Raw genomic sequence first — 25,878 nt, forward strand, 5'->3', positions numbered from 1 at the left:
TCGCCGCCGGCAGGCCGAGCGCCGCGAGCGTGGTGGGCAGCACGGCGGCGACCGCCGCCCGGTAGCCCTCCGCCGACGGGTGGAAGCGGTCGGCGCCGAACATGCGCGCCGGCGCCGCCGCGAAATCGGGACCGAGCAGGTCGCCCAGCGACACCGTACGGCCGCCGGCCTCCACGGTGGCCACCGTCTGCGCGGCGGCCAGCTGCCGGCTCCACCGGCGGGCCAGCCAGCGCAGCGGCGGGCGGATCGGCTGGATCGTGCCGAGGTCGGGACAGGTGGCCACGACGACCGCGGCGCCCGCCCGGCGCAGCGCGTGCACCGCCTCGAACAGGTGGCGCACGGCCGTGGTGCTGCCGGCGTTGCTGGTGACGTCGTTGGCGCCGATGAAGATCACGGCGAGGTCCACACCCCGCTCGACGGCCGCCTCGACCTGCGGCGTGAGCATGGCCGACGTCGCGCCGACCACGGCGGGGCAGTGCAGCCGCACGGGCCGGTCGGCGGCCATGACGATGCCGGTGGCCAGCAGCGCCCCGGTGGTCTCCGCGCGGGTGGCCACGCCGTAGCCGGCGCCGGTCGAGTCGCCCAGCACGGCGACGCGCAGTGGCTCGCCGGGGCGCTCCGGGCCGTACACGCCGTCGGCGCGTGGGGGCGGGGCCTCGGCGCCCGGGATGGTCATCCGGGCCAGGAACGCCTGCCCGACCAGCACGCCCGCGGTCACGACGCCGCTCGCGGCGATCGCGCCGCCCGTGTAGGCCGCGACGGTGGCGACCCGGCGGGCCGGGTGGGCGCTGCGCGTCGGGACGGGCCCGGTGTCGTCGACCATGTCGAACCTCCTGGCTGTTCAGACTGCGTCAATGGTGCCTCGCCCCGGTTACAAACGGGCCACCGAGGCGCCCGGTGCACCCGTTCGTCGGGTTTGACCATGGTGACGGGCGGTTATCGTGGTACACATGCCACCGACCCTGCGCCGGCAGGCGGCCTACGCGGCCCTCCTGCGCGTCTTCAAGCCGGGCACGCCCGGCGTGGGCAAGCGCCTCGCGGCGATCCCGCGAATGATCCTCGCCTCCGTGCGCGGGGAGTACGACGGCGGCAAGCGGCTGCTCGCCATGGCCGCCGCGGGCCTCTACGTCGTCTCGCCGATCGACCTGGTGCCCGAGCTGGCGCTGTTCGTCTTCGGCCTGGTCGACGACGCCGTGGTGGCCACCTGGCTGGCCGGCGCCATCTTCGCCGAGACCGAGCGGTTCCTGGAGTGGGAGCGCCGGCGCGACACCGTCATCCCCGGCAAGGTCGTCCGCTGACCCCAACTAGGCTCGTGACGTGCGTTATTACGAGAACGTCGTCGAGCTGATCGGGGACACCCCCCTGGTCCGGCTGCGCTCGGTCGCCGCTGGCCTACCCGCCACCGTGCTGGCCAAAGTGGAATATTTCAACCCCGGTGGCAGCGTGAAGGACCGCATCGCTGTCCGCATGGTCGACGCCGCCGAGCGGGACGGGCTGCTGCGCCCGGGCGGCACGATCGTCGAGCCGACCAGCGGCAACACCGGCGTGGGCCTGGCCCTGGTCGCGCAGCTGCGCGGGTACAAGTGCGTCTTTGTGTGTCCGGACAAGGTCAGCGAGGACAAGCAGAACGTGCTGCGCGCCTACGGCGCGGAGGTCGTCGTCTGTCCCACGGCCGTGGCCCCCGAGGACCCCCGGTCGTACTACTCGGTCTCCGACCGGCTGGTCCGCGAGATCGACGGGGCGTGGAAGCCCGACCAGTATTCCAACCCGAACAACCCGCTGTCGCACTACGAGACGACCGGTCCCGAGCTGTGGAAGCAGACCGAGGGGCGGATCACCCACTTCGTCGCGGGCATCGGTACGGGCGGCACGATCTCCGGCACGGGCCGCTACCTGAAGGAGGCCTCGGAAGGGCGCGTGCGCGTCATCGGGGCCGACCCCGAGGGCTCCGTCTACTCCGGCGGCACCGGCCGGCCCTACCTGGTGGAGGGCGTCGGCGAGGACTTCTGGCCGACCGCCTACGACCGGACCGTCGCCGACGAGATCATCGAGGTGTCGGACAAGGACTCGTTCGCGGTCACCCGCCGGCTGGCGCGCGAGGAGGGTCTGCTGGTCGGCGGCTCGTGCGGGATGGCCGTGGTCGCCGCCCTCGACGTGGCGCGCCGGGCCGGCCCCGACGACGTCGTGGTGGTGCTGCTGCCCGATGGCGGTCGCGGGTACCTCTCGAAGATCTTCAACGACGACTGGATGGCGCGCTACGGCTTCCTGGACACGAGCGGGCCCTCCGGCGCGACCGTGGGCGAGGTGCTGGCCGCCAAGGCCGTCGCCATGCCGCACCTGGTGCACGTCCATCCCACGGAGACGATCCGGGACGCGATCGACCTCATGCGCGAGTACGGGGTGTCGCAGTTGCCCGTACTCAAGGCGGAGCCGCCCGTGGTGACCGGGGAGATCGCCGGGTCGTTGGCGGAGAAGTCCCTGATGGACGCCCTGTTCACGGGCGCGGCGCACCTGCACGACACGGTCGAGCGGCACCTGGGCCCGCCGCTGCCGATGATCGGCGGCGGCCAGCCGGTGGGCGAGGCGGTGGCCCTGCTGGAGCGGGCCGACGCCGCGCTCGTGCTCATCGACGGCAAGCCGGCGGGCGTGCTGACCCGGCAGGACCTGCTGACCTACCTGGGCCGTTAAGCCAACGGCGTGGGTACGGCGACCACGTCGACGAGGGCGCCCCGGCGCAGCACCGTGATGGGCAGGCGGTTGCCGATCGCCGTGCCCAGCATGAGCTTCTGCACGTCCTGGGTGGCCTGCACGGCGCGCCCGCCGGCCGAGATGAGCACGTCGCCGACGTAGAGGCCGGCCTCGCCCGCGGGCGAGGCCGGCACCACCTCGACCAGCCGCAGGCCGCGCCGCTGCCCGAACCGGCGGGCGAGGTTCGCGTCGAGCGGCACGGGCACCCCGGCCACGCCCAGCCAGGCCCGCCGGACCCGGCCCGTGGAGATCAGCTCGCTGATGATGGTGCGGGTCGTGCTGTTGATCGGCACCGCGAGGCCGAGCCCGATTCCCGCGACGGCGGTGTTGACCCCGACGACCCGGGCGCCCGCGTCGGCCAGCGCGCCGCCCGAGTTGCCCGGGTTGAGCGCCGCGTCGGTCTGGATCACGTCGTCGATGAGCCTGGTGCGGCGCCCGTCGCGGACCGGCAGCGACCGGCCCAGCGCGCTGACCACGCCCGCGGTCACGGAGCCGGCCAGCCCCATCGGGTTGCCCACCGCGACCACGAGCTGCCCGATGCGCAGCGCGTCCGCGTCGCCGAGGGCGGCGGGCCGACCCGCGCCCGCGTCGGCCACCCGGATCACCGCGAGGTCGGCCAGCGGGTCGGCGCCCACGACCTCGAACCGGGTCTCGGAGCCGTCGGAGAACTCGGCCGTGCCGCCCGATCCACCACTGACCACATGGGAGCTGGTGAGCATGAACCCGTCGCTGGTGAACAGCACGCCGGACCCGGCGCCCTCGCCGCGGGCCGTGCGGACGGTCAAACTCGCCACCGTGGGCAGCACGGCCGCCGCGACGGTGGTGACCACCTGGGAGTACGCGTCGAGGGGAGTGTCAGCGTCCATGTGGCGCGCAACGCCCGTACCCGGGGATTGATGCCCATTATCGTTTCGCTCTGCGTGAACCGGGTCGAATCATCAATCGCACATCGGGTCCGTTGGGTAACCGCCGCGCGGCCCTAGCGTGAACCCCGTCAGCACCTACGGCTTGCTGAGGGGGAGGATCGTGACAACGTTCCAGGTGGTCGAGGCCGACTGTCCGGCCGGCGTCGTCGACCGGATGCTCTGGCTCGACGCGCAGCACATCCTGCGCCGCCACTGCGACCACACCGCCGAGAACATGTGCGTCTGGTGCGGCCGGGAATGGCCGTGCGGCCCGCGCCGGCTGGCCGAGCGCGCCCAGGCCGCCGCCTACCGGCCGGCCCGCGCGCCGTGGGGCGTGTACGAGGAGGTGACCCGGGGCATCCGGGTGGCTCTCAACGAGCGCCCCACCCGCCCCGCCCCACCGACGGTCACCGGCCCGACCAACGTCCGCCCGGGGGTCACGTCCGGCGGCCGCGTCGCGGCGGCGTCCAGTCGGCCGGGCGTGTACGGCGCCCGCCTGGGCGGGTACCCGGACGTCGAAGGTCGGCACCGCTTCAACCGACGGGCGTACGACACCGCCTGATCCGACTTTCATCGCGGCGCCGGCCCGGTTCTGGCGAGCACCGGGCCCGCGCCGCACCTAGGGGAGGGGGCACGCGGTTCACCTTCCCCCGCGCACACACGGCCGCGTGCCCCCGACCTCCCGCCTACAGTGGGGATATGGCGGATCTACTCTCCGAGGAGGCGGTCACGACCGCCCTGGCCACCCTCGACAGCTGGACGTGGGCGGGCGGCTCCAGCGCTCTCGTGCGGACCGCGAAGTTGCCGACTTTCCTGGCCGCCATCGCGGTGGTCGACCGGGTCGCCGTGATCGCCGAGCAGATGGACCACCACCCCGACATCGACATCCGCTGGCGGACCCTCACCTTCGCGTGCGCCACCCACTCCAAGGGCGGCGTCACCGACCTGGACCTCCGTCTCGCGACGCAGATCGACGAGGTCATCGCCGCCGCCGTGTGAGCCGGGCGCTCAGAACTGACGGTCGGCGTCGAACCACTCGTCGATCAGGTCCGGAGGAACCCGCAGCTCACAGGCCATATCGTGGAAGATGGTCCAGGCGTGCTCGCGGTTGATGGTGTCGATGAGCTCGTACCTGTCGTCGATCGCGTTCAGGTCCGTGACGAGGCCGCGGAGCGCGACCTCGAGAGCGGCGAGCCGGTCGGGGTCGTCGTCCGCGACCGCGTCGGCCGCCGCGCGGGCCCGGTTGTACGCCGCGCAGGCGGCGGTGCCGAACGCCTTCGACTCGTCGACCCAGTCGCGGAACGGGTTGAACATGTGCTCGGCGAGCCACTCCTCGGTCTTGGCGCCCCGGACGTCGACCGTGACGAGGGTGCCCTTGAACCGGGCCTTGAGTGCCCTGGCGGTCCTGCGCCTGGTGCCGTTGAGCTTGAGGTTCCGCAGCGCCGGCAGGTCCGGTAGCGCGTGCGGATCCAGACCGTACGCGCTGTCGAGCCGCAACGTGTGAAGGCCGGCGTGGCGGTCCAGGTCGGCCGGCTCGGTGAGGGTGCCGGGCGGATCGTCGAAGGTGAGCGTCAGGTTGGCCAGGTCGGTGAGTGGGGACAGGACGCGCGCTGACACTGTGTCGCCGACCCGGAGCCAGAGCGTCGCCGCGCGCCGCAGGCCGGCGGGGATCACGACGTCCGACCCGTAGTGGAAGAAGCGCACGTCGATGCGCCGGCCGCCGTCGGGCGCCTCGACCGTGAGGTGGGCGGGCGGGCGTTTGAGCAGGAGCGTCCTGACGGTGTCGGGCAGGTGGATCCGGCCCAGGTCGGGGCCGCCCAGACGGACGGTGTCCAGCCGCGTCGGGGTGAGGTCCACGTCGCCGACGGCGTCGAGCCAGTACAGGAACTGGACGCCCGGCCGCGCGGCGACCGCCTCGATGATCCCGCGGTCGGGCCCGGACCACTCGACGGTCAGGAGGTCCGGCAGGGCGTCGAGCTGGGACCAGTCGACCGGTCCCGTCGCGGGCGCGAGGTCGGCGTCGCGTCGGAGGTTGAGCACCCGGGTCGACACATGGATCGGGCGCGGCCCGGCCCCGAAGTCCAGGACCACCTTCTCCGGGCTCTGTTGCCGAACGCCACTCACGCTCCGAAAACTGTCCCACCCGCCCGCCATGCGCGGGATCGTAGCCGGATCGCGTCAGCCTGTCCTTTGGTGTATTCGATCCTGTCGTAGACGTCGTCGAGCTCGCGCCGGACAGTGTCCGCCGGGCCATCACGACGGGAGCGGACTCCTCAGCGTCACGACTGTGGGGAATGAATGACGTAGGGCAGGCCGACCTCGGCAAGGGCTTGTTCAAGCAGCGCTTCTACCTCGCGGTTGTCGAGCGCCCGGAGGCAGTGCGGCCAGCATTGCTAGCGTTCGCCCGTCTGCGCCGCTGGCCAACGCATCACAGGCGGCGCGCACGACGCAGTCCGGCCCGCCAAGCCGGAACTCCACAGAACCGCCGCGTCATGGAGGCGAGCCAGCGCGTCAGAACGCGTCACCGGACCCGTCCTGACGACAGGTCCGGCCAGTTCGCATGTCAGGCGCCCGGCCGGACGTACCACCACCCGTCGCCCAGGTTCACCGCCCCGTTGAGGGAGGCCCCAGCGCCGTAGAGGTCGAGCGGGAAGTCGGCGGGCAGCGTGCCCTCGTGGAAGACGTAGCCCGCCGCGTCGTCGGGGATGCCGAGGTATGCGGGCAGGAACACGACGGGTCGGCCGTCATGCCGGCCGATCGCCGCGGCGCGGCCATCGGTCGACAGGTCGCGCAGCGGCCACGGCAATGGCTCGCCGTAGTAGGCGTCGGACGCCCCGATCGTGCCGCCGCGAACCCCGTCCGCCACGGCCGCGAAGGCCCACCGGTGCGACCAGTAGTACGAGCGTGGTTCGAAGACCGACCAGTTGGTGAACTGGATCGTCGAGGCCAGCAGTCCGACGGCGGCGACCAGCCGCACCGCCGTCGAACCCCGGAACCCGCGGATCGCGCGCACCGTTATGGCCGCCGCCGCGAGCCAGAGCGCCACCTCGAACGGGGGGACGACAAACACGAGCAGCGACACGTTCTGCGGGTCGATCACCTCGACGCACGCCACGGCCAGCCAGGCGATCGCCGGGCCGAGAAGCGCGCGCGTGACGCGTCCCCCCGGCCCTGGCATACGGTCAGGTTAGTGCTGGCCTGCCACCCGGGCGACCCCGACCGGGCAGGTGAGGCCGTTAGGGCCGTGGTTGCAGTAGCCGCCCGGGTTCTTGGCGTCGGACAGGTACTGCTGGTGGTAGTCCTCGGCGTAGAAGAACTCGCCGGCCTCGGCGATCTCCGTCGTGATGTCCCCGGCGCCGACCGAGCGCACGATCGGGTTGAACGCCTCCCGGGACGCCTGCGCCTCGGCGAGCTGCTCGGGCGTCGTGGCGTAGATCGCCGACCGGTACTGGGTGCCGACGTCGTTGCCCTGGCGGTTGCGCTGGGTGGGGTCGTGGTTCTCCCAGAAGACCTTCAGCAGGTCGGCGTACTGGATCTTCGACGGGTCGTAGACGACCTGGACGGCCTCGGTGTGGCCGGTGCGGCCGGTGCAGGTCTCCTCGTACGTGGGGTTGGGCGTGTAGCCGCCCTGGTAGCCAACGGACGTGGAATGGACGCCCGGGAGCTGCCAGAACAGGCGCTCGGCGCCCCAGAAGCAACCCATCCCGAAGTACGCCACGGACAGGCCCGCGGGCCAGGGGCCGCGCAGCGGGGTGCCGAGCACGGTGTGCCGGTCGGCGACCGGCATCGGCGTCGTCCGGCCGGGCAGGGCCTGCTCGGGGGTGACCATCACGGGGTCGGGCAACCGCAGGAACATGTGTCCACCTCGCTAGTCGAAAGGAAGGCACCCGGCACAACCACGGACGGCCCTCAGGCGTTCCCGAGCGCGGTGGCGATCTTCGCGTCAGCGCGGGTAGAGGTCGCGGAGCCGCTGCTCGATCTGGACGACTTCCGTGAGGGTGCCGTCGGCGACGGAGAGAACGAACGCCTCGGCCGCGTCGACGTCGATGTCTGGCACCGGATGGCCGTTGAGCGCCAGGAAGGTGACGGCAGCGGCCCAGGCGAGCCGTTTGTTGCCGTCGAGGAGCGTGTGGTTCTGGCACACCGAGAACAGGAGGGCAGCCGCCTTGCCGAAGAGCGTCGGGTACGCGACGTCGCCGAACACTACTGTGGCGGGACGGGCGGCGGCTGAGGCGAGCAGGCCAGCGTCGCGTACGACGGGTTTCTGGCCGAGGACCGCCTCGGCCAGAACGATCAGGTCTTCGGCGGTGAGGTAGTCGATCGGGTCAGCGGTCACTGGGCCAGCCGTCGGAGCAGCTCGCTGTGTCGGTCAGCGATCTCGGCTCCGATTTCGGCGACCCGGGTTGCCCGCTGGCGCCGGTGGACGTGTTCGCTCAGGGCCACGACGATGGCGGCGTTGATGGAGCGGTGGTCGGCGGCGGCCTCGGCTTTGATCGCTTCGTAGATGTCCGCCGGCAACTTGAGCGACGTGGTGATCGTTTCAGCGGTCATACCACAATAGTACCAATCCAACACTGATTTAGTACCGCCGGACCACGGACGAACCTCAGGCGTTCCCGAGCGCGGCCACGATCTTCGCGGCGTACTCCGAAGATTCTGTCTCTGACGTGTATCTGGTCCGCGGCCAGAAGAAACCGCGCAGCCCGTCGCCCTTGGTCCGGGGAACGACGTGGACGTGCAGGTGGGGCACGCTCTGGCTGACCTTGTTGTTCATCGCCACGAAGGTGCCCCCCGCGCCGAGCCCGGACTCGACCGCGATGGCGATCCGTTGCACGAAGGCGAAGAAATCACCCAAATCGGCAACAGGGACGTCCGCCAGGGTCGGCAGGTGCGATCGCGGCGCGACCAGCACATGTCCCTTGAAGACCGGCCGGTGGTCGAGGATCGCCACGCCGGACGGATCCTCCGCAACCCGTGTCACGTCAAGCACTCCGGCGACGACGCCGCAGAACAGGCAACCCTCCACGGCAACGACCCTAGCGGGCGCTAGCCTCAACCAATGAGCGAGCGTCAGCGAGCGAATCATCAGGTCGGCACAAAGGCACGCTGGCGCCGGAGCGCGGCGGAGGTGACAGCGTGACCCTCGGCTTCGAGACGCTGGCGATCCACGCGGGGCAGGAGCCCGACCCCCGCACCGGCGCCGTGGTGCCGCCGATCTACCAGACGTCGACGTACGCCCAGGACGCCGTCGGCGCGCCGCGCCTGGGCTACGAGTACTCGCGCACCGCCAACCCGACCCGCGACGCGCTGCAGGAGTGCCTCGCCGCGCTGGAGGGCGGCCGGCACGGGCTCGCGTTCGCCAGCGGCCTGGCCGCCGAGGACACGCTGCTGCGCGCGGTCTGCCGGCCCGGCGACCACGTGGTGATCCCGGACGACGCCTACGGCGGCACGTTCCGGCTCTTCGCCAAGGTCGCCGCGAACTGGGGCCTGGAGTTCACGCCCGCGCACCTGTCCAACCTGGACGCCGCGCGGGCCGCGGTCAGCAAGAGGACGAAGATCATCTGGGTGGAGACGCCGACGAACCCGCTGCTCGGCATCGCCGACATCGCGGGCCTGGCCGCGCTCGCCCGCGAGTCCGGCGCGCTGCTCGTCGTCGACAACACGTTCGCGTCGCCCTACCTGCAGCAGCCGCTCGCGCTCGGCGCCGACGTGGTCGTGCACTCCACCACCAAGTACATCGGCGGCCACTCCGATGTGGTCGGTGGGGCGCTCGTCGTCCGCGACGACGACCTCGCCGCGCGGCTCGCCTTCCACCAGAACGCCATGGGCGCCGTCTGCGGCCCCTTCGACGCGTGGCTCACCCTGCGCGGGATCAAGACCCTCGGCGTACGGATGGACCGCCACTGCGACAACGCCGAACGCATCGTGGAGTACCTGGTCGGCCACCGTGCTGTGACAAGCGTGCTCTACCCGGGCCTGCCCGACCATCCCGGGCACGAGACGGCCGTGAAGCAGATGCGCCGCTCCGGCGGCATGATCAGCTTCCGGATGCGGGACGAGGCGGCCGCCATCGAGGTGTGCAACCGGGCCAAACTGTTCGTCCTCGGCGAGTCGCTCGGCGGCGTCGAGTCGCTCATCGAGCACCCCGGCCGGATGACCCACGCCTCCGTGGCCGGCTCGGCGCTGGAGGTGCCCGGCGACCTGGTCAGGCTCTCGGTCGGCATCGAGTCGGTCGACGATCTCCTGGCCGACCTGGAACAGGCGCTGCGCTGACTCGTTAGCACATCGCAGGCATTTGTCGGCTGGCGACAGGGGAGACCGCCGTGCTCGAGCAGCATTCCACGTGGGTCGGCGCGACCGCGCGGCAGATCGCGCGCGCCGTGCGCCGCGGTGACGCGCGCGCCACCGAGGTGCTCGCCGACCACATCGAGCACGCCCGCGTCGCCGACCCTGAGATCAACGCGATCCGGGTGCTCCGGGCGGGCGAGGCCCTCGCCGAGGCCGAGCAGGTCGACGCCGAGCCCGACCTCGCCGACCTGGCGCTCGCCGGGGTGCCCGTCCTGGTCAAGGAGAACACCGCGGTAGCCGGCCTGCCGACGTGGCACGGGTCCGCGGCGGCGCGCACGGCCGTGGCCGACAACGACCATGAGGTGGTACGCCGGCTGCGCGGCGCGGGCGCGGTCGTCCTCGGCGTGAGCCGCATGCCCGAGCTGGGGCTGTGGGGCACGACCGACGACGAGACGGGCGTGACCCGCAACCCGTGGCGGCCCGAACACACGGCCGGCGGCTCGTCGGGCGGCTCGGCGGCGGCCGTCGCGGCCGGCATCGTGCCGATGGCGCACGGCAACGACGGGCTCGGCTCGATCCGCATCCCTGCGGCGGCCTGCGGGCTCGTCGGGTTCAAGCCCGGGCGCGGCCTCGTCCCGTACGACATCGGGGTGACCGACTGGCTCGGCCTGGCCGAGCACGGCATCCTGGCCACCACCGTCGCGGACGTCTCGGTGGGCTTCGCCGTCCTCGCCGGGCGCACCCCCGCGCCGCTCGTCGAGCCGGACCCGCTGCGCATCGCCGTCTCCACCCGCAGCCCGGTTACCGGCGTCTCGCCCGACCACGACACCCGCGAGGCGCTCGCCGCGGCCGCCCGGGTGCTCGTCTCGCTGGGCCACGAGACGGTGTCGAGCGACCCCGTCTACCCCACCAAGCTGGGCCTGCTCGGCATCGCCACCTGGTGCGCCATCGCCTACCGCGAGGCGTCGGTGCTGTGGGTGCCCGACCTGCAGCAGCGCACCCGCCGGCACGTCGCGCTCGGCGCGCACGCCTGGAAGCGTGGCGTCGTCCGCGACAGCGACCGCGCCGACTGGCGGACCCGGTGCGAGGCCTGGTTCGCCGACGGCGGCTTCGACCTGCTGCTGCAGCCCGTCCTGGCCGGCCCGCCGCCCGCCGCCGAGGCCTGGTCGTCCCGGTCGTGGCGGTCCAACATGGCGGCCAACATGCGCTACGCCCCGTACGCCGCGCCGTGGAACCTGGCCGGGTTCCCGGCGATCTCGGTGCCGGCCGGCCTGCGCGCCGACGGCCTGCCGGCGGCCGTACAGATCGTCGGGCCGCCCGGCAGTGAGCTGCTGGTCCTCGCGGCCGCCGCGCAGATGGAGCTGGCGGCGCCGTGGCGCCCGCACGCCCCCGGCTGGCCCCGGGTCGGCGCTCAGGCCCGGACGTAGCTCCGGTCGGTGTGCGCGCTACGCGCGCACGTAGCTCCCGGTCGGTGTGCGCTACGCGCGCACGTAGCTCCAATCGACCATCCGGCCCGCGTGGAACGGCATCCAGCCGTGGAACGGGCGGGGGTCGTCGTCGAAGACCATCGGCAGGAACAGGTGGTCGCTGTCCCACATGGGCAGCGACTCCAGGTCCGCGATCTTCACCCAGTGCAGCGTGCCCTCGTCATTGCCCGGGTACGCCTCGCCGCGCCAGGCGTCGACGCGGAAGATGAAGCCGAACCAGTCCTCGCCGCCCTTGCCGAAGCCGGGCCAGGAGATCGTGCCGCGCAGCGACACCTTGTCGGCGACCAGCCCGGACTCCTCGTAGATCTCGCGACGGATGCCGGTCACGACGTCCTCATCGGACTCCAGCTTGCCGCCCAGCCCGTTGTAGTGGCCGTAATGGATGTCGGTCGGGCGCTTGTTGCGGTGGACCATGAGCACCCGGTCGCCCTCCGGCGAGACGACGTAACCCAGCGTGGCGAGGATCGGTCGATGCACGGCTGGCATTGTGCCAGCCTCCCGCGCGGGCCCGGTCAGGAGTGCGACGATCGGACAATGAGCGACGATCGGGTGACAGGCGACGATCGGGTCGCGGCCGAGGGCGCGGTGGCGCCGCTGGTCGCCGCCGCGCCGGCCGCCGAGCTGGCGGCGCCGGCGTACTGGACCCCGCCGACCGACCTGATCACCGTCGCCGACATCGAGGCGGCCGAGCGCGGGCTGGCCGGCATCGCGCGGATTACCCCCCTGGAGCCGTGCCGGCCGCTCTCCGCGCGGATCGGCGGGCCGGCCTGGCTCAAGTGCGAGAACCTGCAGCGGGCCGGGTCGTACAAGGTCCGGGGGGCGTACACCCGGATCTCCCGGTTGACCGAGGCGGAGCGCGCCAACGGCGTGGTCGCGGCCAGCGCCGGCAACCACGCGCAGGGCGTCGCGGTCGCCGCGAGCCTGCTCGGCACGCCCGCAACGGTGTTCATGCCGGTCGGCGCGCCGCTTCCCAAGATCGCCGCAACCCGGGGGTACGGCGCCACGATCCACCTCAGCGGCGACACGATCGACGAGGCGCTGGTCGAGGCGGAGGCCTTCGAACGGCGTACCGGCGCCGTGCTGATCCACCCTTTCGACCACCCGGACGTGATCGCGGGCCAGGGCACGGTCGCCCTGGAGATCCTGGAGCAGTGCCCCGACGTCGCCACGGTGATCGTCGGCGTGGGCGGCGGCGGACTCATCTCCGGCCTGGGGGTGGCCTTCCGGGCGCGTAAACCGGACATCCGGCTCATCGGGGTGCAGGCCGTGGGCGCCGCCGCCGTGCCGGCATCGCTGGCCGCGGGCCACCCGGTCCGGCTGGCCAACATGTCCACGATCGCGGACGGCATCGCGGTGGGTCGGCCCGGCGACGTCACCTTCGCGCACCTCAGCAAGACCGTCGACGAGGTCGTCACGGTCACCGAGGAGGACATCTCCCGCGCGCTCCTCATGCTCCTGGAGCGCAGCAAGCTCGTCGTCGAGCCGGCCGGCGCTGTCGGCGTCGCCGCGGTGATGGCCGGCGTCGTGGACGTCAAGCCGCCCGTCGTCATCCTGCTCACCGGCGGCAACATCGACCCGCTGCTGATGCTGCGGGTGATCGAGCACGGGCTCGCGGCGGCGGGCCGCTACCTGCGGATCCGGGTCCGCTGCGGCGACCGCCCCGGGCAGCTCGCCGCGCTGCTCTCGGAGATCGCCCACCAGGGCGCGAACGTGGTCGACGTCGAGCACCAGCGTCACGACCAGCGCCTACGGCTGGGCGAGGTGGAGGTCGGCCTGGCGGTCGAGACGCGCGGCTCCGAGCACTCCGACCACCTGATCCAGGCCCTCCGCGCCGCCGGCTACACGGTCACCCCGGAGTAGCGGCCCGCCCCACCAGATGTGCGCTTTTGGCGAGGTCAGGGCCCCTCGCGCTCGCCAGAAGCTCACATCTGGCGGGCGCCGGGCGTTGGGCTCCCGCCAAAAGTGCGCATCTGGCGAGGTCAGGGCCCCTCGCGCTCGCCAGAAGCTCACATCTGGCGGGCGGGGTGGCCCTCCGTCCCGCCATAAGCGCACATCTGGCGGGGCCTAGCCGGGCCACCCGTCGCCAGAAGCTCACAGGTGGCGGGCTGCGGGCCCCGCCACCTCGCCAACTGTGCACATATGGCGAGGGTTGCGGTGACGCGCGTCCGCCAGAAGTGAGGTTGGAGGCATGCGGCGTCCGCCGGATGTGCACGACTGGCGGCGCACGGCTAGCCAGATGTGCCCAGGTGGCGGGTGTGAGCGGGGCGAACTGTGCGGCGTCAGCCCTCGAAGGGCTCGATGGCGACGACCGTGACGCTGATCGTGGCGCCGTTCGGGGCCGTGTACGACACGACGTCGCCGCGCTTCGCGCCGGTGATCGCCTGGCCCAGCGCCGAGGCGGGGCTGTAGACGGTCAGGTCCGTGCTGGCCGCGATCTCCCGGGAGCCGAGCAGGAAGGTCTCGGTGTCGGCCGGGTCGTTGTCGAAGTGGATCGTGATGACCGTGCCGGGGGCGACCGCGTCCGTGGTAGGCGCGTCGCCGACCTGCGCGGTGCGCAGGAACTCCGTCAGGTAGCGGATGCGGTGCTCGGCCTTGCCCTGCTCCTCGCGGGCGGCGTGGTAGCCGCCGTTCTCCCGAAGATCGCCTTCCTCGCGTCGCGCGTTGATCTCGGCGGCGACAGCCGGTCGCTGAGCGATCAACTCGGCGAGCTCGGCCTGGAGTCGGTCGTGCGCGTCCTGGGAGAGCCAGTTCGCGTGTGTTGCGCGATCGGTCGTGGACACGGGAGCTCCTCGGGCGGATAGGGGACTGACCTGGGGCTCTGGACAGCAGAAGGCACCCTTCCGGCTGAGCCAGATCCTCCAGGCTACCAGCGCGGGGCACTATCCGGGTACGTCAACGGGCAGGGCCGCAGCCGAGGACCTCGGAATAGAAGGGCTGGTCAGTGGTGGTCAGCACGGTGCCGCCGCGGACCGTCCGGGCCTGCGGCCCGGCGGCGGGCAGGTCCACCTCGGCGCGGCCCACCTCGGCCCCGGCCCGGTTGCGGGAGCGGACGGTGCACCGGGTGCCCTCGCCCTCGGGGACCCGTACCTCGAATGAGATCTTCACGGACCTGGCGGTGACCTCCGTCACCGAGGTGGCCCCGACCTGGTACGGCGGAACGCCGTACTGTCGGTAGAGTTTCACCGTCACCGCCAGTCCCGCGGCGATGACCAGCAGGCCCGCGACGACCGGCACCCACCGTGCCCGGGGGTTCGGGTCGCGGCGGCGCCCGTACCGGCCGGGGGGAAAGTCGACCGGCGTGGCCCGCACCTCTGTCACGCGCACCATCGTCGCAGGTCCCTTGGCCGGGCCGGCGGCGGGCCCGACTCACACACGACAGGAGCACCCGTGGCCGAGCAGTTGCGCCTCATGGCCGTGCACGCCCACCCCGACGACGAGTCCAGCAAGGGCGCCGCGAGTTCGGCCCGGTATGTGGCCGAGGGCGTCGACGTGCTGGTGGTGACGTGTACCGGCGGTGAGCGCGGCAGCGTGCTCAACCCGAAGATGGACCGCCCCGAGGTGCTGGAGAACATCGCGGAGATCCGCCGGGCCGAGATGGACGCCGCCCGCGAGATCCTCGGCGTGCGCCAGGCGTGGCTCGGCTTCGTCGACTCGGGCCTGCCGGAGGGCGACCCGCTGCCGCCGCTGCCGGAGGGCTGCTTCGCCCTCGTCGACCTGGAGGTCGCCACCGAGCGCCTCGTCCGGCTGATCCGCGAGCACCGTCCGCACGTCATGACGACGTACGACGAGGAGGGCGGCTACCCGCACCCGGACCACATCCGCACGCACGAGGTGAGCGTGGCGGCGTTCGAGGCGGCCGGCGACCCCGACCGGTTCCCCGACGCGGGTGCGCCGTGGCAGCCGCTGAAGCTCTACTACCACATGAACTTCTCGAAGCGGAAGTTCCAGGCGCTCTACGAGGCGATGCGCGCCGCCGGCGTGCCGGCCGCCGACGAGTACGCCAAGCGCATCGAGGAGTGGGGCGACGACTGGGACAAGTCGCACCGCATCACGACGCTGGTGCCCTGCGGCGACTACCTGCACCTGCGCGACGACGCCCTGCGGGCCCACGCCACCCAGGTCGACCCGGACGGCCCGTGGTTCCACGTGCCCCTGGAGCTGCAGAAGGTGGCCTGGCCGACCGAGGAGTTCGAGCTGGCCCGCTCGCTGGTGGACGCCCCGCTGCCCGAAAACGACCTCTTCGCGGGAGTACGGGAGACGCTCGGTTGCGCGGAGGAGCCTGCCCGGGGCTGACGCGTCCGGGGATGGGCGTACCGTGAGGGGCGCGCAGAGAGAGGACCCACGATGATCCGACTGCTCGCCGAAAACGACTTCGGCGACACCCGCGAGGGCGGCCTCGCCGGGCCGACCGGCCTGCTGATCATTGTGCTGCTCGTCATCGGCACGGTCCTGCTCATCCGCAACATGAACTCGCGGCTGCGCAAGCTGCCGGACCACTTCGAGTCGGACGTCCCGGTGTCGCCGGCCATCCCGCCGATCACGCCACCCGACGGGGACAAGCCCGACGCGTAGGAAATCGCGCGACGGCCCGGGCGGGCCGTCGTTATCGTCGCCGCATGACAACACTGGTCCAGGTCGATCTCCGCTCCGACAACCGCGTGCTCACCTGCTGGGTCGAGCCCAAGGCGAAGGTCGGCGACCGGATCACCCTGCGCAACTCCGCCGAGCCGGCCCGGTTGTGGGACGTGCTCCGGGTGGGTGGGCCGCGCGTCGCCTCCGACATCAAGCGCGGCTGGCACAACAACATCTGACGCTTCGTCACGGTGGGCGGCCCGGCTCGGGCCGGCCACCGTCGCGTTCCGGCGGTCGGGTGCGCGGGCCGTCACGTACCTGGGCACAGGCGCCGCGCCGCCAGTCGGCCCGCGGCACCGGCCAGCCGTGCGATGCCGCGGGCGCCGAGGATGCGCAGCAGGTTGCCCCCGCCGAAGTAGGCGGCCGGTGACTCCATGCCCGCGAACATGCCGAGGAACCGGCTGACCTCGGCCGGCCGGTCGGCGATCGCGGCGAGCAGGTGCCGCTGCCCGAGGCCCGGCGGGGCGAACCGGGCCATGTCGACGGTCAGGTCGTACATGGCGTGCAGGCCGGCGTCGCGGCGGCGCTGATGGCCGGCGAGCGCGCCGTCGAGGTCGCCGCGCGCGAACCCGTCCGCGACCGCCGTCGCGAGCAGCTCCGCGTCGCGCAGGGCGTTGCTGATGCCCTGCGCGGTGATCGAGTCCAGGACGACGCCGGCGTCGCCGACCAGCGCCCAGCCCGGGCCGGTCGCGGTCCGGAACGCGTTGGGCTGGTCGGGCGTGGTGCGCAGGCGTTCGGCCCGCTCGCCGGCCCGGACGCGCTCCCCGAGGTCGCCGCAGCGGTCGAGGGTGGCCAGGTAGTGGCGTTCCAGGTCGGCGCGGGCGTCGGCGAAGGCGGTGAGCGGCGTCGCGACGTACACCATGGTGAGGTTGTCGTTGGTGGGGAAGACGGCGACGGCCCGGCCGGGGCGCTGGTACATCTCGCCCGTCGTGATGGGGACGCCGGACCAGTAGGAGTACGACGCGAAGGCGAGCGGGGGGCGGTGCCGGTAGCGGGTGGCGGCGACCGCCTCCGCCACGGACGAGTGCTTGCCGTCGGCGCCGACGACGAGGTGACTCGTATAGGTGAGCAGAGCATTAGTGCCCCGGGCCCGTCCACGCACCCCCGTCACGCGGCCGCCCTCGAAGGTCAGCTCCTCGACCCGGAACCCCTCCAGCACCTCGGCGCCGGCGGCCCGCGCGGCGTCGACGAGCAGCGCGTCGAGCACCGTCCGGCGTGGACTGTAGAGCGCGTCGACCCCGTCGAGGGCGGGGAACGCGCCGCGCAGCACCGTCGAGCCGTCGTCGAAGCGGACCTCGCGGGTCGGCGGCGTGCCGGCGGCCACGAGGCCGTCGAGCAGCCCCCACCGGGCGAGCCGGGCGACGCCCGGGACCTGGACCTGGTGTGAGGAGATCGTGTCGCTGCCGACCGGCGACCGGTCGACCATGAGCACCTTCAGCCCGCGCCGGGCCAGGAGCAGCGCGGTCGCCGCCCCGGCCACGCGGGCACCCACCACGATGACGTCGTACCCCATGAACGCCTCCCATACGCATCCGTATGGTTAACCGTACGGTAGCGTATGGTCGTGACGCAACGGCGCCGACTGACCACAGAGGACTGGATCGACGCGGCGCTGGCCGCGATCGCCGAGGGCGGCGTGCCGGCCGTGGCCGTCGAGCCGCTCGCCGCCCGCCTGGGCGCCACGAAGGGCAGCTTCTACTGGCACTTCGCCAACCGTGACGCGCTGCTCGACGCCGCCCTCGCCCGCTGGGAGGCGCGGACCACCACCGAGGTCATCGAGGAGATCACCGGCGCCGCCGACGGCCCCGACGTGCAGCTGCGCGCCCTGGTCATCCGCGTCATCGGCGCGGCCGAGAGCGACCGGGTCGGGCCTGCCCTGCTGGCCACCCCCGCTCACCCGGCGGTCGCCCCGGTGCTGGCCCGGGCCACCCGCGCCCGCCTCGACGTGATCACCACGCTGCTGCGTCGCCTCGGCCTACCGGCGGCGCAGGCGCGTCATCGCGCGCTGCTCGCCTACAGCGCCTACCTGGGCCACGCCCAACTGGCCCACTCCACGCCCGACGAGCTGCCGACGAGCAAGGACGCCCGGCGGGCGTACCTCGACCATGTGCTGCGGGTGCTCACCGCGCGCTGAGGCCGGCGTACTCCCGCATGGTTTGGTTGTCGGTCGGCAGGCGGTAGTAGCCGACGAGCCGGGACAGGTTGCCGAAGTCGCGGCCGTCGACCTGCCAGGTCTCGGGAGAGTCGGCCAGGGCCCGCACGAGGGCGCGCTGACGCGCGTCGAGGCGGTCGAACGCAGCGTCGTCGGGCGCGGGACCGTCGGGGAACGCCAGGCACAGCGCCTCGGTCACCACCTGCAGCGCGCCGCCGCCCCGCACGTCGGGCAGCCGGTCGAGCAGCCCGGTGAACGTGATCTCCTCGTGCCGCGGGCCGACCTGACGCAGGGCCAGGCCCGCGTACCCGCCCGTGTCGCCGCCCAGGAACGGGAACCGCTGGTCGGGGTACGTCATCGTGCGGCTCCACACGAGCAGCTCCTCGACCGCGTCCCGGCCGACGTCGTGCCCCGCGACGCGCACGGCCGCGATCGCCGCGCCGAGCCGCACCAACGGCCGCGCGTCGCCGAGCGCGTCGCCGTCCGGCGCCACCCCGAGCAGCCCGAGCGCCACCAGCGCGGTCGCCGCGGCCCCCTCACCCTCCGCGCGACTCACCGCCGCTACCTCCGCGAGTACGGGCACGCTGCCCGCCGCGTCGTCCGGGAACCACGCCAGCGAGTACGCCGCGGCGGTGCGCAGGGCCTCGTCCGACTCCGCGGCCAGCGCCCTGAACAGCGGCAGACCCTTGCGCACCTCGTCATAGGCGGCCCGGGCCGGGCCGGGGCTGAGTTCCTGTATGGACAGCCCGTCGGGCAGCCACAGCTCGCTGTACCCGATGGCGATGGTGACGAGCAGGTCGATCAGCTCGGCGCGCTCCGGCGTGGCCGGGTCGGCGAGCAGCTCCAGCAGGAACGGGACGGCCGGCGCGGTCGCCTCGAACCGCAGCCCTTGGTGGAAGATGTTGCTGTGCAACGCCCAGCGGGCCTGCCGGCGCGCCTCGGGGTCGAGGGAACGCAGGTCACGAAGCTGGCCGGGAACGTCGGTAGCGTCGCCGTGCGCGTGCTTGAGCCCGGCCCAGTGGACCGCGTCGAGTCCGTCCAGCATGCACCCATCGTTAGCCGCCCGTGGCCGTCCGTCAACGCCTCCGGTGCCGCAACAGGTAACTGAGGAAGCATCGGTGAGGCTGGGCAGCGCGGCAGCGCCCTCCTCGCCTATGGTGTCGTCTACCAGGGCAAAGACGGGACCCAGCATGCGGAAGTTCAGGACCCTCGGGCGCGACGAGGGCGGCTTCACGTTCATCGAACTGATGGTCGGTGGCGTGATCATCGGTATTCTCGCCGGCGTGGCGATTCCGATATATCTGGACTACGGTGCCGAAGCGGTCGACGCCACGGCCAAGGTCGACGCGCGCAACGCCGTCACGGCCATCGAGGGGTACTTCGCCGAGAACCTGACCTACCCGGCGAGCGGCGTGCGGAGCGACGGCACCATCACCTTCGAGACCGCCGACCTGGCGCCGGTCACCATGAAGCTGACGGCCGGCAACGCGGTCGGCTACGCGCTCGCGGACGGTGGCGACGGCTACCTGCTGTGCGCGCAGAGCACCTCCGGCGGCGCCACGTACGAGTTCTTCAGCAAGCAGGGCGGCGGGGTGGCCGTGTCCGCGGCCGCCGACCTCGACGCGTGCCTCACCCAGCCCAACCCCTGACGGGCGGTATGGGAAGGTTGAGCCGTGAACCGGCTCGGCAGCGCGACGTCGCCATACCTGCTCCAGCACGCCGACAACCCCGTCCACTGGTGGCAGTGGGGCGAGGACGCCTTCGCGGAGGCCAGACGCCGCGACGTGCCCGTGCTGATCTCCGTGGGGTACGCGAGCTGCCACTGGTGTCATGTGATGGCGCACCAGTCGTTCGAGGACGAGGACATCGCGGCCGTCGTCAACGAGCTGACCGTGCCGATCAAGGTGGACCGCGAGGAGCGCCCCGACGTCGACGCCGTCTACATGACCGCCACGCAGGCCATGACCGGCCAGGGCGGCTGGCCGATGACCGTGTTCGCCACCCCCGACGGCGAGCCGTTCTTCTGCGGCACGTACTACCCCCGCGACGACTTCGGGCGCCTCGTCGAAGCGGTGTCGGCCGCGTGGCGCGACCAGCGCGACGCGGTCCTGCGGCAGGGCGCCGCGGTGGTCGAGGCCCTGGCCGGCTCGCGCTTGTCGGGCGCCGGCGCGCCGTCGGGCACCATCACCCCGGCCCTGCTCGACGCCGCGGCGGCCAGCCTCCTGCGGGAGTACGACCCGACGGACGGCGGTTTCGACCCGCTCGCCGCGCGCGGCGAACCCAGCCCGGGGCCCAAGTTCCCGCCGCACATGGCGATGCTGTTCCTGCTGCGCCACCACCAGCGCACGGGCGACCCGCGCGCCCTGGAGGTCGTGCGGCACACGGCCGAGGCGATGGCCCGGGGCGGCCTCTACGACCAGCTCGAGGGCGGCTTCGCCCGGTACTCCGTCGACAACCACTGGCTCGTGCCGCACTTCGAGAAGATGCTCTACGACAACGCGCTGCTGCTGCGGGCGTACTCGATGATCTGGCGGTTGACGGGCGACGCGCTGGCGGGGCGGGTGGCCGGGGAGACGTTCGGCTTCCTGCGGAGCGGGTTCGCGACGGCCGAGGGCGGGCTCGCGTCGGCGTTCGACGCGGACACCGCCGGCGAGGAGGGGCTGACCTACGTCTGGACGCCGGCCGAGCTGATCGAGGTGCTGGGCGAGGAGGACGGCCGGTTCGCCGCCGACCTGTTCGGCGTCACCGCGAAGGGCACCTTCGAGAAGGGCGCCAGCGTGCTGCGGCTGGCCCGCGACATCGACGACGTCGACCAGGCGGTCGCGGCCCGGATCGCGTCGGTGCGCGGGCGGTTGCGCGCGGCGCGCGCCACCCGGCCGCAGCCTGCCCGCGACGACAAGGTCATCTCCTCGTGGACGGGCCTCGCGATCACGGCGCTCGTCGAGTTCGCGGCGACGGCCCGGGTCTTTGCCGCATCTGCCGCCGGGGCGTCCGATGCCGGCGTGCTCGCCGACGCGGCCCTCGCGCTGGCCGCGCGGGCGGGCACGCTGCTGGCCGACACGCACCTCGTGGACGGGCGGCTCCGGCGCGCCTCGCTGGGCGGGACGGTCGGCGAGCCGGCCGGCGTCCTGGAGGATCACGGCGCGGTGGCGGAGGCGTTCTGCGCCCTGCACCAGGCGACCGGCTCGGGGCACTGGCTGGGGCTCGCAAAAACCGTGCTCGACGTCGCGTTGGCGCGCTTCGCCGACGGCGAGGGCGGCTTCTACGACACCGCCGACGACGCCGAGAAGCTGGTCACCCGCCCGTCCGACCCGACCGACAACGCGTACCCGTCGGGCATGTCGGCGCTGGTCGCCGCGCTGGTGTCCTACAGCGCCCTGGCGGGCGAGCCGTCCTACCGGGACGTGGCCGTGCGGGCCCTGGAGACGGTCGCCCCGGTGATCCTCAAGCACCCCCGCTACGCGGGCTACGCGGCCGCGACGGCCGAGGCTCTGCTCTCCGGCCCGATCGAGATCGCGGTCGCGGACCCGTCCGGCGACTCCCCACTGGCCCTGGCGGCGCTGCGCCTCGCCCCACCCGGCGCGGTGATCGTCATCGGCGCGCCTGACGCGGAAGGCGTCCCGCTCCTGGCGTCCCGCCCGCTCCGCGACGGCGCCCCGACGGCCTACGTCTGCCGGGGCTTCGTCTGCGACGCCCCCGTGACCACTGTGGACGCCCTCACCGCCACACTCGCCACCACCCGCTGACCGCGCCCGGGGCGAGTGAGCCCCGACCGCCTTTCGCTGCCCGCGTCACTGGGCAGGCGTTCCGGGGCCGGGAAACTGCACACGACCGGCGGCGCCGACCCGCATCGCGGGATCCGCCGACGTTGACTCGAAAATAGGCCGCCCGCCCTGGTCAACGGCCACACACTGCCGCCATTTTCGCGCCTCCAGGGCGCCTGGCCCGGGCCCGATGATTTGGACAGTTACGGAGCGCCGCAACGCGTTCATGATTCCGGTTTCGTGTACAGGAATGCAGCTGGGCTGCACTCCTGGACACGAGACGGCGATCTTCGCGGCAACGGCGGGATGATTTGTCGCTTATCGGTTACCCGGACTGCGCGTCTGTACCGCGTTCAGCGATCACAAGTGCGCACGCGTCGGCGATGGTCGATCGGGGTGCGCACTCGTACGGCAGATGGCGATCTTTCCGCCCCGGCGCGCGTCCCAAGGTGCGGGCGTTACAAGGAGGCGCGGAGCGTGCGGTCCTTCTCCTCGACCATCGTGCGGAGGGAGTCCTGGAAGGACGCCATGCGGGTGCGGAGGGCCGGGTCCGTCGCGCCGAGGATGCGGGCCGCGAGGAGGCCGGCGTTGCGGGCGCCGGCGATGGAGACCGTGGCGACCGGGATGCCGGCCGGCATCTGGACGATGGACATCAGGGAGTCCATGCCGTCGAGGTATTTGAGCGGGACCGGGACGCCGATCACCGGCAGCGGGGTGGCGCTCGCGACCATGCCGGGCAGGTGGGCCGCGCCGCCCGCCCCCGCGATGATGACCTTCAGGCCACGGTCGGCGGCGGTGCCGGCGTACTCCAGCATGGCCAGGGGGGTGCGGTGCGCGGAGATGACGCGTACCTCGTGGCTGATGCCGAACTCGTCGAGCGCCTCGGCGGCCGCCTTCATGGTCGGCCAGTCCGAGTCGCTCCCCATGATCACGCCAACGTCCATCAGTGTGTCCTAGCGGGTTGGTGGTGGGGGTCGATCTCGCCCTCGCCGTCGCGCAGCCAGCGGGCCGCCCTGGCGGCCCGGGCGCGGACCGTGGCGAGGTCGTCGCCGAGCGCGGTGACGTGGCCGATCTTGCGGCCGGGCCGGACCTGCTTGCCGTAGAGGTGCACCTTCACGGCCGGGTCGGCGGCGAACAGGTGGTGCACCCGCTCGTCGATGCCCATCCCGCCGGCCGCGCCACCGAGCACGTTCGCCATCACCACGACGGGCGCGGCGAGGCTCGTGTCGCCGAGCGGGTAGTCGAGCACGGCCCGCAGGTGCTGCTCGAACTGCGAGGTGCGCGCCCCCTCGATGGTCCAGTGGCCCGAGTTGTGCGGCCGCATGGCCAGCTCGTTGACGAGCAGCTCCCCGTCGACGGTCTCAAACAGCTCCACCGCGAGTACGCCCACGACGCCCAGCTCGGTGGCGATCCGGATGGCGAGCTCCTGCGCCGTCACGGCCCGGTCGGGGTCGAGCCCCGGCGCCGGCGCGATCACCTCGACGCAGATGCCGCCCTCCTGCACGGTCTCGACGACCGGGTAGGCGGCGACCTGGCCCCACGGCGAGCGCGCCACGACGGCGGCCAGCTCCCGCTTGAGCGCGACCCGCTCCTCGACGATCAGCTCGACCCCGGCGTCGAGCACGGCGGTGGCGTCGGCGACGGAGTCCCAGACCCACACGCCGCGGCCGTCGTACCCGCCGGTCGTGGACTTGCCGATCACGGGGAAGCCGCCCACCAGGGCGGCGAACTCGACCAGCTCGGCGTCCGCGCCGGCCGACGGGAGCCGCCGCCAGCGCGGCACCGGGGCGCCGAGGGCGGACAGCCGCTCCCGCATGGCGCCCTTGTCCTGCGCGAACCGCAGCGCCTCCGCGCCGGGCCGCACGGGGACGCCCTCGGCGGCGAGCGCGCGGATCAGGTCGCCGGGCACGAGCTCGTGGTCGAACGTGACCACGTCGCAGCCCTTGGCGAACCGGCGCAGCGCCTCGATGTCGGTGTGGCTGCCCAGGTGGGTGTCGGCCGCGACCAGCGCGGCCCCGTCGTCGGGATTCACGGCGAGGACGCGCAGCGACTGGCCGAGGGCGATCGCGGCCTGGTGGGTCATGCGGGCGAGCTGCCCGCCGCCCACCATGCCGACCACGGGAAGATCCGTTCTGGGGTCCATTGCCGCCCAGCGTATCCGGCCCGATTACGACATCTGGCGGAGGCGTCCCCGGATGCGGACCACGTCACGGCGGCGCTTCTCGAACGTGGCGCCCAGGCCGAGCAGGAGCAGGCCGCCGAGCGCGAAGACGAAGTACCCGGCGACGGAGCTGTTGAGCGCCAGCAGCACCAGCTCGTGCAGCGCCACGATGATCGCCACGGCCGCGCCGATCACGGTCGGCGCCCGCAGTTGGAGCTGCGCCCCGAGGGCGAGCACCGCGACGCCCGCGATGAACAGCGCGACGCGCCGCCACAGCTCGCCCTCGCCGACCACGGCGAGCAGCAGGGTCGGCAGGAACCCGGCGGCCAGCGCCGGCCCGTAGGCGAGCCAGCTCGACAGGTCCTCCCGGTAGCGCAGCTCGATGGCGCCCGCGATGACGGCCACGAGCGCGAACGGCACCGTGTACGCCTCGATGACCGCCACGTCGGCGGCCGCCATGAGCAGCCAGACCGCGCCCAGCTCGGCGAGGCACGCGCCGAGGACGAGCCGGATGCGCACCTGTGCCGTCCGGTCGCGGCGCAGCGCCGCCGCCCCGAGCAGGATTCCCCACACCATGAGCACGGCCGCCGTGTACCGCAGCGAGTCGAGCGTGAGCAGCAGCGCGAACGCCGAGCCGACGTAGGCGCCCAGCTCGACCACGGCCGCCTCGCCGGGCCGGTTGGCCGCCATGGCGGGCCGGGCCAGCACCCACGACAGCCCGACGAGCACCGCCGCCACGGCCAGTACGCCGAACGCGCTGGTCCGCAGCGACGTGCCCACCGCGGCCGCGGCGGTGACGGGCAGGGCCAGGGCGGCGGCGCTGGCGACCAGCCACGCCACCCGGCGCACCACGGGGTCGCGGCCCAGGAGGGCGATGAGGCCGGCCGCGAACGCGGCGATGCCGAGGCCCACGAGGGTGGCGGTGTGCGTGGCGAGGCTGCCCGCGATACCCGCCGCGCCGGTGAGCGCACAGATGATCCCGGCGGTCGTGCGCAGCTGCTTGGTGGCGGCTGGCACGGTCGGCCGGACCAGGGCCGCGCCGAGGCCGGTGGCCAGGGCGATGATGAACGCCACCCACGCGGTGACGGGCCGGGGCGCGTGCAGCGCGGTCGGCAGGACCAGCAGGAACGCGGCGGCCGGCGGCAACGCGGCGGCGAACACGTACCGGCGCCCGCCCAGCGCCAGCGCGGCGGCCCCGGCGGCAAATGTGAGCAGCGCGAGTGTGATCGCGGCCGCCTCCGCGTTCGGCGGCAGTGGCGTGTCGGCGTAGCCGGTCCAGGGCGCCCGCAGCGTCTGGTACGGCCCGAACAGGGCGGTGAGCCAGGCCGGCGCGCTCGCGCCGACCGCGATGATCGCGGGCGGCCCGGCGGTCGCCACGAGCGCGGTGGCCCGGTTCGTGGGCAGGGTGGCGCCCTGGCGCAGCCTGATCATCGGCATGGTGGCCGTGGCGGCCGCCGCGATGAGCGTGGCCACGGCGGCGTAGATGCCGGCCGTGCTCCACGCCGGCAGCGCGGCCAGGACCACGGCGAACGCGCCGAGCCCCACGCCCGCCACGGCGTACGTGAGCCAGGCCCGCACCGGCTGCCCGGTCTCCACGTCGAGCGGCTCGGCCGTTGGTTCGGCATCCGCCGACTCGGCCCGGGGCGTGGTGTCGTCGTCGGCCACGGCCACGGCCGGGACCGGCCAGCGGCTCGCGGCGGCGAGCAGCGGCACGACGAGCGCGGCGGCGCCCATGGCCAGC

29 protein-coding genes are annotated in these 25,878 nt (G+C 73.1%); 13 read left to right on the top strand and 16 right to left on the bottom strand.

What is annotated here, in order from left to right; translation table 11 throughout:
- Nucleotides 1-823: SGNH/GDSL hydrolase family protein (locus ABD211_RS25995; protein ID WP_344137264.1), on the bottom strand; the 823-nt coding region annotated here is incomplete at its 3' end.
- 127 nt (nt 824-950) lie between these two features.
- Between ABD211_RS25995 and ABD211_RS26000 the strand changes: the two genes are divergently transcribed.
- Together ABD211_RS26000 and ABD211_RS26005 are read left to right on the top strand one after the other, a co-directional pair.
- Nucleotides 951-1,298, top strand: a complete 348-nt coding sequence (locus tag ABD211_RS26000) for a YkvA family protein (RefSeq protein WP_344137271.1) — start codon at nt 951-953, stop codon at nt 1,296-1,298.
- 19 nt (nt 1,299-1,317) lie between these two features.
- Nucleotides 1,318-2,688 carry a cystathionine beta-synthase gene (locus ABD211_RS26005; protein WP_344137274.1) on the top strand — a complete coding sequence of 457 codons (1,371 nt, stop codon included), beginning with the start codon at nt 1,318-1,320 and terminating at the stop codon, nt 2,686-2,688.
- Here ABD211_RS26005 and ABD211_RS26010 read toward each other — a convergent pair.
- Nucleotides 2,685-3,614 carry a S1C family serine protease gene (locus tag ABD211_RS26010; protein ID WP_344137277.1) on the bottom strand — a complete coding sequence of 310 codons (930 nt, stop codon included), beginning with the start codon at nt 3,612-3,614 and terminating at the stop codon, nt 2,685-2,687. The two genes, ABD211_RS26005 and ABD211_RS26010, sit on opposite strands and share 4 nt — an antisense overlap.
- Nucleotides 3,615-3,774: 160 nt before the next feature.
- On the opposite strand from ABD211_RS26010, the gene ABD211_RS26015 reads away from it, so the two are divergent.
- On the top strand, nt 3,775-4,215 hold the full coding sequence (locus tag ABD211_RS26015; RefSeq protein WP_344137280.1) for a hypothetical protein: 441 nt from the start codon (nt 3,775-3,777) through the stop codon (nt 4,213-4,215).
- A 137-nt stretch (nt 4,216-4,352) separates the two neighbouring features.
- Nucleotides 4,353-4,652 (top strand): 4a-hydroxytetrahydrobiopterin dehydratase, encoded by a 300-nt coding sequence (locus tag ABD211_RS26020; RefSeq protein ID WP_344137283.1) that lies wholly within the window; start codon nt 4,353-4,355, stop codon nt 4,650-4,652.
- 9 nt (nt 4,653-4,661) lie between these two features.
- Here ABD211_RS26020 and ABD211_RS26025 read toward each other — a convergent pair whose 3' ends face one another.
- From ABD211_RS26025 to ABD211_RS26050, 6 genes are all read right to left on the bottom strand, one after another.
- Entirely contained in the window at nt 4,662-5,777 is a 1,116-nt protein-coding gene (locus tag ABD211_RS26025) for a hypothetical protein (protein ID WP_344137286.1), read from the bottom strand.
- A gap of 439 nt (nt 5,778-6,216) precedes the next feature.
- On the bottom strand, nt 6,217-6,831 hold the full coding sequence (locus ABD211_RS26030; protein WP_344137289.1) for a hypothetical protein: 615 nt from the start codon (nt 6,829-6,831) through the stop codon (nt 6,217-6,219).
- A gap of 9 nt (nt 6,832-6,840) precedes the next feature.
- Nucleotides 6,841-7,509, bottom strand: coding sequence for a peptide-methionine (S)-S-oxide reductase MsrA (gene msrA, locus ABD211_RS26035; RefSeq protein ID WP_344137293.1), 669 nt, complete (start codon nt 7,507-7,509; stop codon nt 6,841-6,843).
- A gap of 87 nt (nt 7,510-7,596) precedes the next feature.
- Nucleotides 7,597-7,989, bottom strand: a complete 393-nt coding sequence (locus ABD211_RS26040) for a type II toxin-antitoxin system death-on-curing family toxin (RefSeq protein WP_344137296.1) — start codon at nt 7,987-7,989, stop codon at nt 7,597-7,599.
- Entirely contained in the window at nt 7,986-8,204 is a 219-nt protein-coding gene (locus ABD211_RS26045) for an Arc family DNA-binding protein (protein ID WP_344137299.1), read from the bottom strand. The genes ABD211_RS26040 and ABD211_RS26045 overlap by 4 nt, the downstream gene beginning before the upstream one ends.
- A 55-nt stretch (nt 8,205-8,259) precedes the next feature.
- On the bottom strand, nt 8,260-8,679 hold the full coding sequence (locus ABD211_RS26050; protein WP_344137302.1) for an HIT family protein: 420 nt from the start codon (nt 8,677-8,679) through the stop codon (nt 8,260-8,262).
- Between the two features lie 110 nt (nt 8,680-8,789).
- Between ABD211_RS26050 and ABD211_RS26055 the strand changes: the two genes are divergently transcribed.
- Together ABD211_RS26055 and ABD211_RS26060 are read left to right on the top strand one after the other, a co-directional pair.
- The gene (locus ABD211_RS26055; protein ID WP_344137305.1) at nt 8,790-9,926 is read left to right on the top strand and encodes a cystathionine gamma-synthase; all 1,137 of its coding nucleotides are present in this window, start codon (nt 8,790-8,792) and stop codon (nt 9,924-9,926) included.
- 50 nt (nt 9,927-9,976) lie between these two features.
- Nucleotides 9,977-11,368: an amidase gene (locus ABD211_RS26060; protein ID WP_344137309.1), complete on the top strand. Its 1,392-nt coding sequence runs from the start codon at nt 9,977-9,979 to the stop codon at nt 11,366-11,368.
- Between the two features lie 51 nt (nt 11,369-11,419).
- Here ABD211_RS26060 and ABD211_RS26065 read toward each other — a convergent pair whose 3' ends face one another.
- Nucleotides 11,420-11,905, bottom strand: a complete 486-nt coding sequence (locus ABD211_RS26065; protein ID WP_425560533.1) for an NUDIX hydrolase — start codon at nt 11,903-11,905, stop codon at nt 11,420-11,422.
- A gap of 57 nt (nt 11,906-11,962) precedes the next feature.
- Between ABD211_RS26065 and ilvA the strand changes: the two genes are divergently transcribed.
- Nucleotides 11,963-13,288 (top strand): threonine ammonia-lyase, encoded by a 1,326-nt coding sequence (gene ilvA / locus ABD211_RS26070; RefSeq protein WP_344137315.1) that lies wholly within the window; start codon nt 11,963-11,965, stop codon nt 13,286-13,288.
- Nucleotides 13,289-13,707: 419 nt separating this feature from the next.
- Here the strand turns inward: ilvA and greA are convergent, their stop codons facing one another.
- Together greA and ABD211_RS26080 are read right to left on the bottom strand one after the other, a co-directional pair.
- On the bottom strand, nt 13,708-14,208 hold the full coding sequence (gene greA / locus ABD211_RS26075) for a transcription elongation factor GreA (protein WP_344137318.1): 501 nt from the start codon (nt 14,206-14,208) through the stop codon (nt 13,708-13,710).
- Nucleotides 14,209-14,320: 112 nt separating this feature from the next.
- A complete protein-coding gene (locus tag ABD211_RS26080) occupies nt 14,321-14,746 on the bottom strand; it encodes a DUF4307 domain-containing protein (protein ID WP_344137321.1) in 426 nt (141 codons plus the stop codon).
- Nucleotides 14,747-14,815: 69 nt separating this feature from the next.
- On the opposite strand from ABD211_RS26080, the gene mca reads away from it, so the two are divergent.
- The 3 genes from mca to ABD211_RS26095 are packed head-to-tail and all read left to right on the top strand — an operon-like array spanning nt 14,816 to nt 16,239.
- On the top strand, nt 14,816-15,721 hold the full coding sequence (gene mca, locus ABD211_RS26085; protein ID WP_344137324.1) for a mycothiol conjugate amidase Mca: 906 nt from the start codon (nt 14,816-14,818) through the stop codon (nt 15,719-15,721).
- A gap of 51 nt (nt 15,722-15,772) precedes the next feature.
- Nucleotides 15,773-16,000, top strand: a complete 228-nt coding sequence (locus ABD211_RS26090; protein WP_344137327.1) for a hypothetical protein — start codon at nt 15,773-15,775, stop codon at nt 15,998-16,000.
- A 44-nt stretch (nt 16,001-16,044) separates the two neighbouring features.
- Nucleotides 16,045-16,239, top strand: coding sequence for a hypothetical protein (locus tag ABD211_RS26095; RefSeq protein WP_344137330.1), 195 nt, complete (start codon nt 16,045-16,047; stop codon nt 16,237-16,239).
- Between the two features lie 71 nt (nt 16,240-16,310).
- On the opposite strand, the gene ABD211_RS26100 is transcribed toward ABD211_RS26095, so the two are convergent.
- Nucleotides 16,311-17,573 carry an NAD(P)/FAD-dependent oxidoreductase gene (locus ABD211_RS26100; protein WP_344137333.1) on the bottom strand — a complete coding sequence of 421 codons (1,263 nt, stop codon included), beginning with the start codon at nt 17,571-17,573 and terminating at the stop codon, nt 16,311-16,313.
- Between the two features lie 51 nt (nt 17,574-17,624).
- On the opposite strand from ABD211_RS26100, the gene ABD211_RS26105 reads away from it, so the two are divergent.
- Nucleotides 17,625-18,194, top strand: a complete 570-nt coding sequence (locus ABD211_RS26105) for a TetR/AcrR family transcriptional regulator (RefSeq protein WP_344137336.1) — start codon at nt 17,625-17,627, stop codon at nt 18,192-18,194.
- Here the strand turns inward: ABD211_RS26105 and ABD211_RS26110 are convergent.
- Nucleotides 18,181-19,257, bottom strand: a complete 1,077-nt coding sequence (locus tag ABD211_RS26110) for a hypothetical protein (protein ID WP_344137339.1) — start codon at nt 19,255-19,257, stop codon at nt 18,181-18,183. The two genes, ABD211_RS26105 and ABD211_RS26110, sit on opposite strands and share 14 nt — an antisense overlap.
- Nucleotides 19,258-19,402: 145 nt before the next feature.
- On the opposite strand from ABD211_RS26110, the gene ABD211_RS26115 reads away from it, so the two are divergent.
- Nucleotides 19,403-19,861 (top strand): type IV pilin protein, encoded by a 459-nt coding sequence (locus ABD211_RS26115; RefSeq protein WP_344137342.1) that lies wholly within the window; start codon nt 19,403-19,405, stop codon nt 19,859-19,861.
- A gap of 24 nt (nt 19,862-19,885) precedes the next feature.
- Complete coding sequence (locus tag ABD211_RS26120) at nt 19,886-21,958, top strand: thioredoxin domain-containing protein (protein ID WP_344137345.1); 2,073 nt, start codon at nt 19,886-19,888, stop codon at nt 21,956-21,958.
- 476 nt (nt 21,959-22,434) lie between these two features.
- Here ABD211_RS26120 and purE read toward each other — a convergent pair whose 3' ends face one another.
- The 3 genes from purE to ABD211_RS26135 all read right to left on the bottom strand — a co-directional run.
- Entirely contained in the window at nt 22,435-22,923 is a 489-nt protein-coding gene (gene purE, locus ABD211_RS26125) for a 5-(carboxyamino)imidazole ribonucleotide mutase (RefSeq protein ID WP_344137351.1), read from the bottom strand.
- The gene (locus ABD211_RS26130) at nt 22,920-24,119 is read right to left on the bottom strand and encodes a 5-(carboxyamino)imidazole ribonucleotide synthase (protein WP_344137348.1); all 1,200 of its coding nucleotides are present in this window, start codon (nt 24,117-24,119) and stop codon (nt 22,920-22,922) included. The genes purE and ABD211_RS26130 overlap by 4 nt, the downstream gene beginning before the upstream one ends.
- 24 nt (nt 24,120-24,143) lie before the next feature.
- On the bottom strand, nt 24,144-25,878 hold a 1,735-nt coding region (locus tag ABD211_RS26135; RefSeq protein ID WP_425560534.1), incomplete at its 5' end, for an SCO7613 C-terminal domain-containing membrane protein.

It is taken from the genome of Luedemannella flava (assembly GCF_039528515.1).
Classification (GTDB): domain Bacteria; phylum Actinomycetota; class Actinomycetes; order Mycobacteriales; family Micromonosporaceae; genus Luedemannella; species Luedemannella flava.

What these genes read in the sequence shown, in the direction of transcription:
- ABD211_RS26000 (WP_344137271.1), top strand. Translation starts at nt 951, where the DNA reads ATGCCACCGACCCTGCGCCGGCAGGCGGCCTACGCGGCCCTCCTGCGC.
- ABD211_RS26010 (WP_344137277.1), bottom strand. Translation starts at nt 3,614, where the DNA reads ATGGACGCTGACACTCCCCTCGACGCGTACTCCCAGGTGGTCACCACC.
- ABD211_RS26020 (WP_344137283.1), top strand. Translation starts at nt 4,353, where the DNA reads ATGGCGGATCTACTCTCCGAGGAGGCGGTCACGACCGCCCTGGCCACC.
- ABD211_RS26030 (WP_344137289.1), bottom strand. Translation starts at nt 6,831, where the DNA reads ATGCCAGGGCCGGGGGGACGCGTCACGCGCGCGCTTCTCGGCCCGGCG.
- msrA (WP_344137293.1), bottom strand. Translation starts at nt 7,509, where the DNA reads ATGTTCCTGCGGTTGCCCGACCCCGTGATGGTCACCCCCGAGCAGGCC.
- ABD211_RS26045 (WP_344137299.1), bottom strand. Translation starts at nt 8,204, where the DNA reads ATGACCGCTGAAACGATCACCACGTCGCTCAAGTTGCCGGCGGACATC.
- ilvA (WP_344137315.1), top strand. Translation starts at nt 11,963, where the DNA reads ATGAGCGACGATCGGGTGACAGGCGACGATCGGGTCGCGGCCGAGGGC.
- ABD211_RS26090 (WP_344137327.1), top strand. Translation starts at nt 15,773, where the DNA reads ATGATCCGACTGCTCGCCGAAAACGACTTCGGCGACACCCGCGAGGGC.
- ABD211_RS26095 (WP_344137330.1), top strand. Translation starts at nt 16,045, where the DNA reads ATGACAACACTGGTCCAGGTCGATCTCCGCTCCGACAACCGCGTGCTC.
- ABD211_RS26100 (WP_344137333.1), bottom strand. Translation starts at nt 17,573, where the DNA reads ATGGGGTACGACGTCATCGTGGTGGGTGCCCGCGTGGCCGGGGCGGCG.
- ABD211_RS26110 (WP_344137339.1), bottom strand. Translation starts at nt 19,257, where the DNA reads ATGCTGGACGGACTCGACGCGGTCCACTGGGCCGGGCTCAAGCACGCG.
- ABD211_RS26115 (WP_344137342.1), top strand. Translation starts at nt 19,403, where the DNA reads ATGCGGAAGTTCAGGACCCTCGGGCGCGACGAGGGCGGCTTCACGTTC.
- ABD211_RS26130 (WP_344137348.1), bottom strand. Translation starts at nt 24,119, where the DNA reads ATGGACCCCAGAACGGATCTTCCCGTGGTCGGCATGGTGGGCGGCGGG.